General features: G+C 57.8%; 13 protein-coding genes. 12 read left to right on the forward strand and 1 reads right to left on the reverse strand.

Going from position 1 to position 14,131, the window contains the following annotated elements; genetic code table 11:
• The first annotated feature begins 1 nt into the window (after nucleotide 1).
• Genes recN through ACYQ3M_RS11100 form a run of 3 tightly spaced genes read left to right on the forward strand, consistent with a single transcriptional unit; the run spans nucleotide 2 to nucleotide 3,581 of the window.
• Nucleotides 2-1,669 (forward strand): DNA repair protein RecN, encoded by a 1,668-nt coding sequence (gene recN, locus ACYQ3M_RS11090; RefSeq protein WP_460036160.1) that lies wholly within the window; start codon nucleotides 2-4, stop codon nucleotides 1,667-1,669.
• Nucleotides 1,657-2,709: an agmatine deiminase family protein gene (locus ACYQ3M_RS11095; protein WP_460036148.1), complete on the forward strand. Its 1,053-nt coding sequence runs from the start codon at nucleotides 1,657-1,659 to the stop codon at nucleotides 2,707-2,709. Before recN ends, ACYQ3M_RS11095 begins: the two co-directional genes overlap by 13 nt.
• On the forward strand, nucleotides 2,694-3,581 hold the full coding sequence (locus tag ACYQ3M_RS11100) for a carbon-nitrogen hydrolase (protein WP_460036149.1): 888 nt from the start codon (nucleotides 2,694-2,696) through the stop codon (nucleotides 3,579-3,581). The genes ACYQ3M_RS11095 and ACYQ3M_RS11100 overlap by 16 nt, the downstream gene beginning before the upstream one ends.
• A gap of 6 nt (nucleotides 3,582-3,587) precedes the next feature.
• Here the strand turns inward: ACYQ3M_RS11100 and ACYQ3M_RS11105 are convergent, their stop codons facing one another.
• Nucleotides 3,588-3,926 (reverse strand): H-NS histone family protein, encoded by a 339-nt coding sequence (locus ACYQ3M_RS11105; RefSeq protein WP_460036150.1) that lies wholly within the window; start codon nucleotides 3,924-3,926, stop codon nucleotides 3,588-3,590.
• A gap of 249 nt (nucleotides 3,927-4,175) precedes the next feature.
• Here ACYQ3M_RS11105 and ACYQ3M_RS11110 point away from each other — a divergent pair, with 249 nt between their 5' ends.
• The 9 genes from ACYQ3M_RS11110 (at nucleotide 4,176) to ACYQ3M_RS11150 (ending at nucleotide 14,064) form a co-directional block, all read left to right on the forward strand.
• Nucleotides 4,176-4,646: a rhodanese-like domain-containing protein gene (locus tag ACYQ3M_RS11110; RefSeq protein ID WP_460036151.1), complete on the forward strand. Its 471-nt coding sequence runs from the start codon at nucleotides 4,176-4,178 to the stop codon at nucleotides 4,644-4,646.
• Nucleotides 4,647-4,678: 32 nt separating this feature from the next.
• A complete protein-coding gene (gene mfd / locus ACYQ3M_RS11115; protein WP_460036152.1) occupies nucleotides 4,679-8,143 on the forward strand; it encodes a transcription-repair coupling factor in 3,465 nt (1,154 codons plus the stop codon).
• 59 nt (nucleotides 8,144-8,202) lie between these two features.
• A complete protein-coding gene (locus ACYQ3M_RS11120) occupies nucleotides 8,203-8,586 on the forward strand; it encodes a hypothetical protein (protein ID WP_460036153.1) in 384 nt (127 codons plus the stop codon).
• A gap of 12 nt (nucleotides 8,587-8,598) precedes the next feature.
• Nucleotides 8,599-9,120 carry a CsiV family protein gene (locus ACYQ3M_RS11125; protein WP_460036154.1) on the forward strand — a complete coding sequence of 174 codons (522 nt, stop codon included), beginning with the start codon at nucleotides 8,599-8,601 and terminating at the stop codon, nucleotides 9,118-9,120.
• A gap of 184 nt (nucleotides 9,121-9,304) precedes the next feature.
• Nucleotides 9,305-9,745, forward strand: coding sequence for an anti-sigma regulatory factor (locus tag ACYQ3M_RS11130; protein WP_460036155.1), 441 nt, complete (start codon nucleotides 9,305-9,307; stop codon nucleotides 9,743-9,745).
• Nucleotides 9,733-11,994 (forward strand): PAS domain S-box protein, encoded by a 2,262-nt coding sequence (locus tag ACYQ3M_RS11135; protein ID WP_460036156.1) that lies wholly within the window; start codon nucleotides 9,733-9,735, stop codon nucleotides 11,992-11,994. The genes ACYQ3M_RS11130 and ACYQ3M_RS11135 overlap by 13 nt, the downstream gene beginning before the upstream one ends.
• A 66-nt stretch (nucleotides 11,995-12,060) precedes the next feature.
• Entirely contained in the window at nucleotides 12,061-12,936 is an 876-nt protein-coding gene (locus ACYQ3M_RS11140) for a methane monooxygenase/ammonia monooxygenase subunit C (RefSeq protein WP_460036157.1), read from the forward strand.
• A gap of 152 nt (nucleotides 12,937-13,088) precedes the next feature.
• Entirely contained in the window at nucleotides 13,089-13,859 is a 771-nt protein-coding gene (zapD, locus tag ACYQ3M_RS11145; protein WP_460036158.1) for a cell division protein ZapD, read from the forward strand.
• Between the two features lie 4 nt (nucleotides 13,860-13,863).
• A complete protein-coding gene (locus ACYQ3M_RS11150; protein ID WP_460036159.1) occupies nucleotides 13,864-14,064 on the forward strand; it encodes a DNA gyrase inhibitor YacG in 201 nt (66 codons plus the stop codon).
• Nucleotides 14,065-14,131: the final 67 nt, after the last annotated feature.

The following is a 14,131-nucleotide window of genomic DNA, read 5'->3' on the forward strand; positions in this document are numbered from 1 at the left end:
TATGCTGACCTGCCTGAGCATCCGCGACCTTGCGGTCGTCAAACATTTGGATCTGGAATGGTCGCCTGGCTTTACCGCCCTGACGGGCGAAACCGGCGCAGGCAAGTCGATCCTGCTGACTGCCTTGGAACTGGGCTTGGGCGGGCGCGCCGATGCCGACCTGGTCAGGGACGGCGCCGAGCGGGCGGAGGTGATCTTGGAATTCGATCTCACCCGCGCTCCCACCGCTCGCCAGTGGCTTAAAGACAATGCGCTCGAGGAAGGCACGACCTGCCTGATCCGCCGGACCGTCGCCGGCAAGGGCCAACACCGGGCCTTCATCAACGACCGCCCGGTTAGCCTCAAAGCCCTTCAGGCCTTAGGGCAGCACCTGGTGGAGATTCACGGTCAGCACGCCCATCTGCGCCTGCGCCAGCCGCCCGCTCAGCGCCAGCTCCTCGACCTGCACGCCGGCCATCAAGAGCGGTTGGCTCAACTTGCCGAGCTTTACCGCACCTGGCATGCCTGCCGCGAGCGGTTGGGCAAGCTGTACCAGAACGCCAAAGACCAAGCTTTGCGGGAAGAGTTCCTGTGCTACCAGATCCGGGAATTGGAGGCGGCGGCGGTCGAGACCTTGGACTTTAACGCCTTGCTCGAAGAGCATACCCGCCTTGCCAATCTGGACAAGATCGTGGCTGGGGTCCAGGCGCAGCTGCATAAGCTGTATGACGCCGAACCTGCCGCCTTGGACTTAGTCGATCAGGTCGCGCGGGAACTTGCGTCCCTTAGCGAATTCGCGCCGGAATTCAAAGAAGTGGCGGAACTTGTGGACAGCGCCCGGATTCAACTGGAAGAAGCCGGTTCCAGGCTGCGCCAACGCCTGGGGCAGCTGGAAGCCGATCCTGCCCGCTTGCAGACGTTGGAGCAGCAGCTTAGCGCCTTTTACGAATTGGCGCGCAAACATCGAGTCGCCCCCGAATCCTTGCCAAATCGCCTAGCCCAGATGCGCGCTGAACTGGCCGATCTGACCGGCCAAGAGGCGCAGATCGCAGAGCTAAAGCGCCAAGCCGAAAGATTGGAAGGCCGCTACCGGGAGCTGGCGGCTGAGCTGAGCGCACGCCGCCGCGCCTGTGCCGAAGGGTTGGCGGCGCGTATCACCGAGTTGATGCGCAAGCTGGGCATGCCCCACGGGCAATTTGCGATCGAGGTCCACACCGAACCTGAAGCCGAACCTCGGCCGGAGGGTCTGGATCGCGTCGAATTTCTGGTTACCACCAATCCCGGCCAGCCTTTAAGGCCGCTGGCAAAAGTCGCCTCGGGCGGCGAGCTGTCGCGCCTGAGCTTGGCGATTCAGGTCGCTTGCAGCGAGGCCCGCGCGGTGCCTACGCTGGTCTTTGACGAAGTCGACAGCGGCATCGGTGGCGGCGTGGCGGAAGTCGTCGGCCGGCATTTGCGGGAACTGGGCGCGCAGCAGCAGGTCTTGTGTGTGACTCATCTTCCCCAAGTGGCTGCCCAAGCTCATTGCCACCATTGGGTAACTAAGCGCACCGACGGTCGCGAGACGCAAACCCAAGTCTTTTGTTTGACCGGGGAGGATCGCAAGCGCGAGATCGCGAGGATGCTCGGAGGGATCAAAATCACCGCCCAAACCCTCGCTCACGCCGAGGAGATGTTGCGATGGACCGAGTAATTCTGCTACCTGAGTGGGCGCCGCAGGCGTTCGTGCTCCTTGCCTGGCCCCATCCGCAGGGCGATTTTGCTCCGTGGCTAGAGGCGGTGGAGCGCACTTACGCGCTGACCGTAGCCGCGATCAGCCAGCGTCAGGGCGTGGTGATCGTCTGCCGGGACGCGGCGCATCGCGCCAGGATCGAGGCGGTTTTGAATCGCCACGCGGCCTTCGCCGCGCGCATCGGGTTTGTCGAGGCCGCCTACCGCGACACCTGGGTGCGCGATACGGCGCCTTTGACGGTGGTTCAAGGCGGGCGCTGCGGTCTGGTCGATTTCCGCTTTAACGGCTGGGGCGGCAAATACCCTGCGCAAGAGGACGACGCTTTAGGCGGGAACCTGTACCGGCAGGGCGTGTTCGGCGCGGTTCCCTACCGTCGGGTCGAGTGGGTATTGGAAGGAGGGAGCGTCGAAACCGACGGCCTTGGGACCTTGCTCGCCACTCGAAGCTCGATCCAGAATCCCAACCGCAACCCCGATCCCGAGCGGGCGGAGGCGATTTTGACGGAACACCTGGGGTTTGAGCGATTTCTGTGGCTCGATTACGGTTACCTAGAAGGCGACGATACCGACGCCCACATCGATACCCTGGCGCGATTCTGCTCGCCTGCGGCTATCGTTTATCAATCCTGCGCGGATCGGCGCGATTCCCATTACCAACCGCTGCGCGCCATGGCGGCGCAGCTTGAGCGTTTTGAGACGGCCACAGGCGGGCCTTATCGCCTGATTCCGCTGCCGTTGCCGCGCCCTATCCGCGATGCGGACGATCGGCGCCTGCCGGCTTCCTACGCCAATTTTTTAATCATCAACGGGGCGGTGCTGGTTCCGGTCTACGACGACCCAGCCGATGCCGAGGCCTTAACTCAGCTGAAATTGGCTTTCCCAGAGCGGGAGATCGTCGCCATCCCAGCGCGCGCGCTGATTTATCAGTACGGCAGCCTGCATTGTATGACCATGCAATATCCTTATTTACGTTTTGAGAAAGCCCGATGCCAGACTACCTGAATGTTGCCCTGATCCAGCAGCCCTGCAACGGTACCCGCCAGGAGAATCTGAGCCGGTCCGAGCGCGCCATCCGCGCAGCCAAAGCGCAAGGGGCCGATTTGATCTTGCTGCCGGAACTCCATAGCCTGCCCTATTTTTGCCAGACCGTAGACCCTGCCTATTTCGATCTGGCCGAGCCGATACCGGGACCAACCACCGATTTTTTAGCCGCTTTGGCCGATGAACTCAAGGTGGTCATCGTCGGTTCGCTGTTTGAGAAGCGGGCTTGCGGCTTGTACCACAATACCGCGGTGGTCTTGGAACGGGATGGCTCGCTTGCGGGAAAATACCGCAAGATGCATATCCCCGACGATCCAGGGTATTACGAGAAATTTTATTTCACCCCCGGCGACCTCGGGTTTGCACCCATCGCCACCAGCGTGGGCAAACTCGGGGTGTTGGTATGCTGGGACCAATGGTATCCAGAGGCGGCGCGCCTGATGGCGTTGGCGGGCGCGGAAGTGTTGCTCTATCCCACCGCCATCGGTTGGGATCCGCGCGCCGAGGAGGCGGAGAAACACCGCCAGCTGGAAGCTTGGCAATTGATCCAACGCGCCCACGCGGTGGCCAACGGCTTGCCGGTTTTGGTTTGCAACCGGATCGGCTTAGAACCGGCCCCGAGCGCTCAGACCGCCGGCATTCATTTCTGGGGGAACAGTTTCATCGTAGGACCTCAAGGGGAGTGGATTGCTCGCGCCGGGGCCGACGAAGAAAAAGTAGTGTGCGCGCGTCTGGAGCGGGCCAGGAGTGAAACGATCCGCCGGATCTGGCCGTTTCTGCGCGACCGACGGATCGATGCGTATGCGGATCTAACGCGGCGTTTTTTGGATTGAAAGGGTTCAGGTGGCGATGCGGAATTCTTCCCGATCGTGACCTTGGGCGACCAACTCCCTAAGCCAACGCGGCATTTGTCCGCGGCCGGTCCAGGTCAAGGAGCGATCCGTGGGATGGCGGTATTTGGGGGGAAGCCGAGCCCCCCTCTGGGAAGGTTTGGTTTCGGCTTTAGATTTGGCGCGAATTTCGACTTCGAGGCCGGCCTGCGCGGCCAATTCCCGGATTTGGCGAATAATCTCTTCCCGTTTTTGCTTCCGTTTCAGTTCGAGCGCCCGCTGGGCTTCTTCGATGACGCGCTGTAGTTCTTCAGGAGAAAGCGCTTGCAGTTGATTTCCGATTTGCATAATTCAAAGTCATTCCTCAACGCGGATTAAAAACCAATTTAGTATAGCTTATTTGCTTTTTGAATTAAATGATCGGTATCTATGAGATTGGCTTATACAACCGCGCTAGTCGGCGTATTTTCAATTCATCTTGCGAGCGCCAAGTCGCCTAAAACACCGTCCGAATTGGTAAACCTTACCCAAAACGTTCCGCGCGTCGAAATTCGAACCCCTACCCGCACGGTAGTGATCCAACGCGAACAAGATCCGATGCATGCCATCGAACCCCCTTTTGATAAAACCTCGCGTCCTTGTCCGCCGTTTTGCATTCAACCGGTCACGGCCGCGCCTGGAGTTGAAACGCTAGGAGAATTGGAATTGATCGAATTTTTAAAACAGGCTGCGTCCGATCCTCAGGTCTTGATTATCGATACCCGTTTGCCTGAATGGTATCAGCGCGGGACGATTCCTTTGGCCCGCAATTTACCAACTGCAAAGCTTAGCGCGGGTTTCGCTGAACTCTTGGAAAAACGCCTGGGAGCAAGGAAAATCGGCGAGCGCTGGGATTATACTCAGGCTAAGACCCTCGTGTTGTTTTGCAATGGCTATTGGAATCCCGATTCTTATGAAGCAATTCAAAGGTTGCTTGCCCAAGGTTATCCGGCCGAGAAGCTTAAGTGGTACCGCGGCGGCATGCAAGCCTGGTTGTCTTTAGGATTGACGGTAGAAAAACCGCATTAAAGAAAATCGTTTGGTTTTTTCTCGATTTGTCCATGAAAAATAGCGCCCAGCAGATTACCCCAAAAGCATCGCTTTTGCTCCGACCGCCAACTCCCGATAGCCCCGATCGCCCGCTCAGCTGGCATGGACTGGACGGCGCCGCGCAAGCTCTGGCGATTGCCCGCGCCCTAAAGACCGCCCCCCGCCTGTACGTGGTGGTCACCGACACGAGCCGCAGCGCGGCTCAGATCGAGCAAGCCATCGTTTTCTTCTTGGGTAAGCGGGCTCAGGTATTGCATTTCCCGGACTGGGAGACTTTGCCCTACGACGTGTTCTCGCCTTTGCCGGAAATCGTCTCCCAACGCCTGCGCACTTTGGTTCAGTTGCCCCAAACCCAGTGCGGGGTGCTGATTGCGCCTATTGCCACGCTCATGCAACGCTTGGCGCCGCGCGAGCATCTTTTGGCCCAAAGCTTTTCCCTGAAAATAGGAGACCGGCTGGATTGGGCTGCGTTCCGAACCCGGCTGGAACAGGCGGGCTATCGATTCGTTCCCCAGGTTCAGCAGCACGGCGAGTTCACCGTGCGCGGCGCGATCCTCGATCTGTTCCCGCAAGGCTACGATAAGCCGATTCGGATCGAGCTGTTCGACGAAGAGATTGAGTCCATCCGCACCTTCGATCCGGAAAGCCAACGCTCGCTGGCCAAAATCCACGCTTTTGAATTGTATCCGGCGCGCGAATTTCCCACCGATGACGCCGGCATCAAGCGATTCCGCCGCGCTTTTCGCGCGGCGTTTCCGGATTTGCCTAATAGCAGCGCGCTTTATCAGGACATAAGCCGTGGATTTTTCCCCGGCGGAGTGGAATCCTATTTGCCCTTGTTTCTAGAGCGCACCGAAACTTTATTCGACTATCTTCCCCCGGCAACGACCACTCTGATCTTGCAAGCCGACTTTAAGACTGCCCGCGCGTTTTTTGCCGAGGTGGAAGAACGCTATCGGCTGCGCGCCGGCGATTTCGACCGTCCTCCGCTGCCGCCGCCAACCCTGTATCTGACCCCGCAGGAATTGGCCGAGCGCGTGCACGGCTATCCGCGTATTTATCTAAGCGCCGCCGAGGAAAGCGCGTATCGGGTCGAATTCGCCTTGGCTTCCCTGCCGGAGCTCAATCTTCAGCCGCAGAAAAAACAACCGGCCCAGGCGCTGCTTGAGTTTCTTAAGCAGGTTCAAGGGCCGGTGCTGTTCTGTGCCGAAAGCCCGGGCCGGCGTACTGTGTTGGAGGAGACTCTGGGCAAACTCGGCCTGCATCTGCAGCCGGTGGCGGATTGGCAGGAGTTTCTTGACCGCCGCCCGACTTTGGGTCTGACTGTTGCCCCCTTGGAGCAGGGGCTATGGAGCCGCGACCCGCCGCTGGCGGTGATCCCGGAAACTCTGCTGTCGGGGGAAAAGGTCCGCCAAAGCCTCAGGCGCGCTGGCGGCCAAGGGATCGAGAACCTCATTGCGGATTTGCAAGAACTCACTGTCGGCGCGCCGGTCGTTCACCGTGATCATGGGGTGGGCCGCTACTTGGGGCTGGAGCGGCTGGAAGTCGGGGGGGTGGAAGGGGAGTTTTTGGCTCTAGAATACGCCGGCGGCGACAAACTATATGTGCCGGTTTCTTCGCTGCACTTGATCAGCCGCTACCTCGGCGCCGACGGCCAAACCGCGCCTCTGCACCGGCTCGGCGGCGAGCAGTGGGAAAAAGCCAAACGCAAGGCCCAGGCAAAGATCCGCGATGTCGCCGCAGAATTGCTTGAAATTGCTGCCCGCCGCGCGGCGGCCAAGGGCTATGCGTTTCGGCTAGACGAAGCTGCCTATGCCGCTTTTGCCGCGGCTTTTCCTTTTGAGGAAACCCCCGACCAGGCCGCCGCCATTGCCGCGGTTCTTGCCGACCTGCAGGCTCCTCAACCCATGGATCGGGTGATTTGCGGCGACGTCGGTTTCGGCAAGACGGAAGTGGCGATGCGCGCGGCTTTCGTCGCGGTTCAAAACGGCAAGCAGGTGGCGGTGTTGGTGCCTACCACGTTGCTCGCCCAGCAACACCATAGGAATTTCTGCGACCGTTTCGCCGATTGGCCGGTTCGGATCGAGGTCTTGTCGCGCTTTGTCCCGCCTAAAAAACAGTTTGAGATCTTAAGGGACACCGCCGCCGGCAAGGTGGACGTCTTGATCGGCACCCACAAGCTGCTCCAGCGCGAAGTGAAATACAAAGACTTGGGGCTGGTCATCATCGATGAGGAACATCGCTTCGGCGTGCGCCAGAAAGAACACTTCAAGCGCCTGCGCAGCGAAGTGGACCTTTTGACCTTGACGGCCACGCCCATTCCACGCACTTTGAGCATGTCCTTGAGCGGCCTTAGGGAAATCTCGATAATCGCCAGCCCGCCGCAAGGTCGGCATTCGATTCAAACGTTTGTCACGCCGTGGGTCGACGCTTTGATTCAAGAAGCGATCCTGCGCGAAATCAAGCGCGGGGGCCAGGTCTATTTTGTTCACAATAAGATCGAGGATCTGGCGCGGCTGGCCGAGGAGATAAAACGTCTGGTGCCCGAGGTGCGTCTACGCGTCGCGCATGGCCAAATGTCGGAGCGCGAGCTGGAGAGGATCATGCTGGATTTCTACCACCAGCGCTTTAACGTGTTGTTGTGCACCACGATCATCGAAAGCGGCATCGATGTGCCCAGCGCCAACACCATTTTGATCAACCGCGCGGATCTATTCGGCCTGGCGCAACTGCACCAACTCCGCGGGCGGGTCGGGCGCTCCCATCACCGCGCTTACGCGTACCTGATCGTGCCGCCCAGATCGCTGATGACCGCCGATGCGATCAAGCGCTTGGAAGCCATCCAAGCGTGCGGCGAACTGGGGGCAGGATTTTTGATTTCTTCTTATGACTTGGAAATCCGCGGCGCCGGCGAACTGTTAGGAGACGAGCAGAGCGGTCAGATTCAGGAAATCGGCTTTGCCCTTTATGCCGAGCTTTTGCAGCGGGCAGTCGCCGCCCTCAAGGAAGGCCGGGAAATCGATTTTGACGCGCAAGCGACCCAAGTCGAAATCGACCTGCGCCTGCCGGCTCTGATTCCGGACGCTTATTTGCCCGACGTGCATTCCCGTCTGGTGCTGTATAAGCGCATTGCCAGCGCGCGCGATGCCGAAGTCCTAGAGGATCTCAAAGCGGAAATGATCGACCGCTTTGGCCCTTTGCCGGAACCGGTCAGGCATCTGTTTGCCTTGGCCGAACTCAAACTCAAGGCGGAACGGCTTGGCATCGCCAAAATCGAGGCTTCCCAAGCCGGCGGCAGGATAGTGTTTGGATCCAACCCTAGCATCGACGTGGCCAAGTTGATCCACGTCGTGCAGGCAGAGCCTAAGGTCTTTCGCTTCGATGGGGCAGACAAGCTGCGCTTTCAGAGCTTTTTGGACGCGCCTGCCGAACGCATCGCGTTCGTCAGCCAGCTTTTAGACCGGCTTTCGGCTTAACTTAGCTGCCTAAGATAGGGTAAGATTGGCGATCAGCGATCAATACCGAGGATCAGTCCATGCGCGAAGACACCGTTCAGATGGATCCAGAACATCTGTACCGAGAGGAGGTCTATACCGACCTCAAAACCGGTACGATCAAGCAGCTCATCCCCGTGACCGGCGAGGGTTTGCCCGATCCCAGCCGTGATCCGGTCTTCTTGGGCCAAGCCACCGTGTTGACCCCGCTGGGGAGCTTGCCATTGAGCTTTGAGATTGAGGCCAAAACCCTGCGCGAGGCGATTGCCAAATACGCCCAGGCGGCAGAGCAGGGGCTTAAGGAAACGCTGGAAGAACTCAGGCGCCTGCAGCAGGAACAGGCCAGCTCCTTGGTCATTCCCAAAGGCGGGATACCAACGGACCTGAAGGCTCCTGGTTTTAGCGGCAAGATCAAACTGCCTTAAGTCCGTCCGGGCGTGAAGCGTTGGGCAAAGCCGAGTGAAGCGCTCTTTTGTCTAAGGTTTGTCGTCCTGCTGTTATTGGCCCTAGGGGTCGAGGCAGCCGAGACGCCGACCGAGTATCAGGTGGCGGTCATCGTCTTTACCCAGCCGCTAGACACCGACGAGGATCTAACCGGTCTGCCGCCGTTTGCCTGGCCGGATGAGATGCGCGAACCGCTTCCTTTGCCAGAGAACCAATCTACCCTCTCCGCCGCTTACGAGCAGCTGCGCCGCGCGCCGAGCCTGCGTCCCCGTTTGCACCTCGCTTGGGTCCAGCCGGCCGAGTCCGCACCTTACCGAGTCCGCGGCGAGGGAATAGCAGGGACCGTCCGCCTAGAACGCGATGGTTCTCTTTACGCAGGCGTAGACATAGAATACCGCGCCGCCGACGGCGCGGTCTATCGCCTGCATGAAAAACGACCAATACGGTTCGACGAGGTCCACTATTTTGACCATCCCGCCTTCGGCGTGTTGCTTAAGGTAACTCCTAAGCCGTAAGCCCAATCCTCTCAAGCCAACGGCAGGCTACGCACAAGGGCAGCTGCCTTTGCGATTTGGGTCCTTCGATTTGGGTCCTTCCAGGATGGACGAAGCGGATTAATCGACCGACAATAAAGCGCCCCGACCTTCCGGATGCGTTGAAGGGGTTAAGAAAATAGAGCGAGCCAGTCGGAATCGGTTTATGAGTCTAACTTATCCAGGGCGCGAAGAAGCGGTGGGGACCGAAGAGGTGCGTATTCCCATTGCCTCGGAGGCGGATATCTTAACTGCCCGCAAGCTGGGGCGGGAGCTTGCCGAGAAGTTGGGTTTTTGGTCGGTTGAGAAGATGTTCATCGCCATGGCGATTTCGGAGATCGCGCTCAACATCATCCAATATGCCGGCAGGGGCGAGATTATCTTGAGTACAGCCGAAAGAGGAGACGGCGCTTTGGGGATCGTGATCACCGCTCGCGATCAAGGACCGGGTATTGCAAACCTCGAGCGCGCCGGGCAGGAAGGCTACTCTACCAGCGGTAGATCTGGCTTTGGCTTGGCTACTGCTAAGCGACTGATGGACGAATTTGAAATCCGCTCCGAGCCCGGGAAGGGAACGACGGTGATCATGAAAAAATGGGTGCGGTGACGGACATGGAGCCGGCTTGGGTTGAGCAATACCAAGCGGCGCTTAAAGACTTCCTCGCCGGGGCCGAAGACCAGGCGCTAAAGCGCGCCTATCAAATCGGTCGCGAGGCGGCAGCAAGCCCTATTGACCTCAAGGCTTTGGCGCTTGTACACCATCAGCTGGTGGCAGCGCTTTTACCTGCTGGGAAAGACCTTCTAGACCGAGCTTTTATCCCCCTCGCTCAAGTTCTGCAGGGCTACGGCGAGGCGGTGGCGGAATTGCGTGAAGCTTATAAGGCGCTGGAGAGCAAAGCCCACAAACACCTCGCCGAATTGGCGGCGGTTGGGGAAACCCTGGAGGCGGAGATCGCCGAGCGCAGGCTGGCCGAAATGGCTTTGCGAGACAGCGAAGCGCGGTTTCGCGTGGTCTTTGAAAGGGCGGGCATCGGCATGGCCTTGCTGGATAAGAAGGGCAGGGTGAGAGAGAGCAATCTGGCGCTTGCGCAGATGCTTGGCTACCCCGGCCATGAACTCCACGGCAAGACCTTATTTGACTTCACGTATCCTGAAGATCGGGAAATCAGCCTTGAGCATTTCAGAGAATTGGTGGAGGGCAAACACGCTCACTACAAACTGGAAAAACGCTTTATCCGGCGCGATGGGGAACTCTTGTGGGCGCGCAAGATCGTCTCCGGGGTCTATGGGGTCGGCGGCGAGCTCCAATTGGCCGTCGCTATGATCGAAGACATTACCGAAAGCAAACGCGCGGAGATGGCGCTGCGGGAAAGCGAGTCTCGGTTTCGCCAGATTGCCGACATGGCCGGCGAGTGGATCTGGGAGCAGGACGGGGAGGGTCGCTACCTGTATTCTAGCGCTGCAGTCAGCGAGATCTTAGGCTATCGCCCAGAGGAAATTATCGGCAAATACTACTATGAGTTATTTACCCCAGAGGACCGCCGACGCATCGAGCCGACAGCTAAAACGCTGGTCAAGGATGGAGCTTTCCGCGCCATCATCAACCGCTACCAACACAAAGACGGCCACGAAGTCTTCACCGAATCCAGCGGCGCTCCCATCTTGGACAAGCGGGGCAAAGTGATCAAGTGGCGCGGGGTAGACCGCGACGTTACCGAGCGCAAGCGATTCGAAGACGCGCTGCGCTTACGCGATCGTGCCATCGAGGCCTCCAGCGTCGGCATCCTCATTACCGATGCCCTCAAGCCAGACAATCCCATTATTTATGCCAATCCGGCGTTTCTGCGGATCACCGGGTATAGCTTGGAAGAGTTGCTCGGCAAAAACCCGCGCTTCCTGCAAGGCCCAGATACCGACTCGGAGGCGATTGCAGAAATCCGAGCGGCCCTTAAAGAAGGCCGCGACTGCCATCTGACCTTAAAAAATTACCGCAAGGACGGCACGCCGTTTTGGAATGAACTGTTGATTTCCCCAGTTCGAGACGAGAACGGGAAACTGACCCATTTCGTGGGTGTCCAGACGGACGTCACCGAGCTTCGGCGCGTGGAAGAGCAGCGCCACGAGCTGGAGATCGCCAAGCAGATCCAATTGTCTTTGCTCCCGCGAGCGCCGTTGCGCGCAGAAGGGATTTGGGTGGCCGGTTTTTGCCTGCCGGCTTTCCACGTAGGCGGGGATTATTTCGATTATTTCAGTACGCAAGATACTGTCGATATCGTGATCGCCGACGTCTCCGGGCATTCGGTCGGAGCGGCTATGATCATGGCTGAAACCCGCAGTACTTTAAAGATGGAGACGCACCGACGACTGAAGGAGAAAATGGGTTCGACGGACAAAGCGGCAGAAACGCTTGCGGTTCTAAACGACCTTTTGTTCGAGGACTTAAATCGGGCCGACTTGTTCATCACGATGTTTTATGCCCAATACCATCCAACTACCCGCCAGCTTACCTACGCCAACGCCGGTCACAACTGCCCGATGCTGCTGCACCAGGGCAAAAGCTTGGAGTTGGACACCGAGGGCCTTGTCCTCGGAGTTAAAAAAGGCGTGACCTTCGAACAAAAGCGGCTTGTTTTGGAGCGGGGAGACGTACTCCTCCTTTATACCGACGGTGTCACCGAAGCGCAGAACCAAGCCGGAGAATTTTTCGGCACCTCCAGGTTATGGGAGGTTTTCACGGCCCACGCCCAGGAGTCGCCGCAAAGCATCATCGATGCCATCCTCTGCCAGCTGGAGGCTTTTTGCCAGAGTAAATCCTTTCACGACGACATCTCCCTAGTAGTTCTTAAGGTTATTTAAGGAGGATTTTTTTCTTGCTTTGCGTGTCTTAATCGCATTTCGTTAAATTTGGGAGATCGGGAAACAATGCGGCCGCAAACCGAAGTCTCCGTCGTTGTCGATCCAAGGCTGAATCGGGGACTGCCTGTATTCAGGTGGAAGAATCTAGTGTTGGCGCTGGTGGGCCTGAGCGTGATTTATCTGGGGGCGCGTGGGTATCAAGCGATTTACGGGTGGTCTAAGGGATTGGATGCGTTTGCCCCCGAGTTTGAGTTTTATTGGATGAACTTCCTGTATGCGGAGCTCGCCTTGGAGGCTGCCGTGGCGGCTCTTTTGTGGGGCTGGTTATGGAAGACGCGGGATCGCCAGTTGGAGGAGTATTGGATGCATCTTTTGGATCGGGAGGCGGTGTTGGAGAGAGTCCGGGGCAAAGCCCTTAAGCAATTGCTCAGCATGAAGCTGGACCGCAGCTTGGCACCGATGGCCTTGGACGAAGAGTTGCGGCGCAACCTGACGCATCTGGTCTGGCTGGCCGCCTACGCTTGGGCTTTGTACTGGGGGTTGAGTTTTTTCACCGAGCAGGACGCGACCTGGCATCAGACGGTGATCCGCGATACCGATTTTACGCCCAGCCACATCGTCGTTTTCTATCTCTCTTATCCCATCTATATCATCACTGGCGGAGGCGCATTTTTGTACGCCAAAACCCGGTTGCCCTATTTCGTCAAAGGCTTGTCCATCCCTTACTTGATGTTGGTGGTAGGTCCTTTCATGATCCTGCCGAACGTGGGTCTGAACGAATGGGGGCATACCTTTTGGTTCATGGAAGAAGTTTTCGCAGCGTCTTTGCATTGGGGATTTGTGGTTCTCGGTTGGTTCGCTCTATCGATCCTGGGGGTGCTGCTGCAAGTCTTTGCCAGCGTTTTATTCCTGATCAAAGAAGACCTTTTGTCCAGTTCCTAGAGGATGCAGACCAGGTCTCCCAGGCGGCAGCGCAGGCTGACACCACGCCTGCTCGATGAACCCTTTTCTGGCTTGCTCTGGCCCGGATGCAGAAGGGGCTAAAACGCACTACAATACATAGCTGCGTTTTGTAACCGCTGGCGGACTCATCCTTGAAGAACGGTCTGATTGTTTACGAGTTTCCGCTCAATGAGCGAATGCGGACCTTTATCCGTCTTGAGCATTTGTTCACTCAAATCAATTACTTTGCGCAAGGGACTGCAGAATGGGACAGTCGAGTCGCTGTCCAGGCGCTTTTAGAGGCTTTTACTATCTTCAGCCGCAGCGATGTGCGCTCCGAGTTGTTAAAGGAGCTCGAGCGCCACCAAAAGGTGCTCGCCCGTCTTGCCCGTAGCCAGGGGATCGATCGAGAAAAATTGCAAGTCATCGTAGACAAGATAGATTTTTTGAGCCAGCGTTTGCGCGAGGTGAACGGCAAATTGGGCGTGCAGCTGCTCGACTGCGGTTTGTTCAAAAGCGTCCTGCAAAGAAGCGCGATTCCTGGGGGGACTTGCTGCTTTGATCTGCCCGGGTATCATTTTTGGCTGCAGCAACCGGCTGCTCATCGTCAGCAAGATCTTTCTTTGTGGTTGGAACCGCTCATCCCCGTGGAAGAAAGCATCGCCTTTGTTTTAGATACCATCCGCAAAAGCGCTGTGCCTACCCAAGAGTACGCGCAGGCGGGGTTTTTCCAGCAGAATCTGGATCGCTCTTTGCCGTTTCAGATGATCCGCGTCGGGCTAGAGCGCAATTTGCCTTATTATGCGGAAATCAGCGGCGGTAAACACCGGTTTACGGTGCGCTTTATGGAGCTCGAATTTTTCGAAAAACCTAAACAGACCAGCACTGATGTGCCTTTCCAGCTAACTTGTTGTTTGTTTTGAGCCTATGTGGGTCAACTGTCCTCAGTGCGGTAAGCCCGTCGAATGGCGTCAAGAGAACCCCAATCGCCCGTTTTGCAGCGCGCGGTGCAAGTTAATCGATTTGGGCGAATGGGCGGGCGGGAACCGGTACATCGCCGGGGAGCGGGCTGATAGCGCTGAAACTGCTGTTCGGCAAGACGATTTTGAGTCTGCTGACGATGTTTGAATGGGAACTTTTTTGATTTTGCATTGTCTTTTTTTGTGTCAACAACTCAATTGAGAAGGAGGTAGTT

This window comes from Methylothermus subterraneus, from assembly GCF_054656915.1.